Below are 250 nucleotides of genomic sequence, written 5' to 3'. Positions count from 1 at the left end.
TTATTACCGTTATGGTCTATAACGCAGATGCTTGTTTTCTTCTGGGAAACATCAAGTCCAACGAAAGTTTTCATGGCAATCACCTCAGATATCACAGACTGGGATCGTATTAAGATTACAGCATGTGATTGACGTGAAGGCCCTCCCTACGCAGCAACTGCCAGATACGCCGATAACCAAAACGTCTGCGTTCAAGCGCCAGCTCAGTAATACGCCCTGATAAATGTGCATCAGCAGCCGGACGCTGAGC

The 250-nt window shown here is 47.2% G+C and carries 1 pseudogene; it reads right to left on the bottom strand.

Features of this window, described 5'->3' with window-relative positions:
- Positions 1-124: 124 nt before the first annotated feature.
- A pseudogene (locus EVX52_RS25195) lies at positions 125-250 on the bottom strand (IS3 family transposase); the annotation flags it as partial.

It is taken from the genome of Rahnella sp. CFA14(1/10) (assembly GCF_004195095.1).
GTDB lineage: Bacteria > Pseudomonadota > Gammaproteobacteria > Enterobacterales > Enterobacteriaceae > Rahnella > Rahnella perminowiae.
Note: the sequence above shows the minus strand (reverse complement) of the source record. Positions and strands in the feature narration are given on the sequence as shown.